The organism is Pseudoalteromonas sp. S3260, assembly GCF_005886925.1.
Taxonomy (GTDB): domain Bacteria; phylum Pseudomonadota; class Gammaproteobacteria; order Enterobacterales; family Alteromonadaceae; genus Pseudoalteromonas; species Pseudoalteromonas tetraodonis.
In genome coordinates this window covers 1-384 of the sequence record NZ_PNCV01000407.1, presented here as the reverse complement: position 1 = coordinate 384, position 384 = coordinate 1, and the positions used below count along the sequence as shown (strand labels likewise).

Here is a 384-nt window from a genome sequence, read left to right as displayed (position 1 = left end):
ACAGCTTAGGGCTGACCTTGGCCGATGTTGCGTCGCAGGTGAACTTTAGCTGTTATGGTTTAGAGGCGCAGCGCATTCTTCGCGATGGCGAAGAGTTAAAAGTGATGATCCGCTACCCCATTGAACAGCGAACTTCCATCAGTGAAATCAATGATGTGCGCATTATCACGCCTGCTGGCGCAGAAGTGCCGCTGGCAGAAGTAGCTGAGGTGACGCTGGTCGACGGTGTTAACCGCATCCGTCGCGAAAACGCCAAGCGCACGGTTAACGTCTGGGCTGCGGTAGACCCCAATCAAGCTGAACCTTTCACCATTGCCCGAGAGATCCGTGATGAGTATCTGCCAGCCTTATTGAAGAACTACCCCGGCGTACAAAGCAAGGTTG

1 protein-coding gene is annotated in these 384 nt (G+C 53.6%); it reads left to right on the top strand.

The annotated features are described in order from the left end of the window. Positions 1 to 384: efflux RND transporter permease subunit (locus tag CWC14_RS18985; RefSeq protein ID WP_171036915.1), on the top strand; the 384-nt coding region annotated here is incomplete at both ends.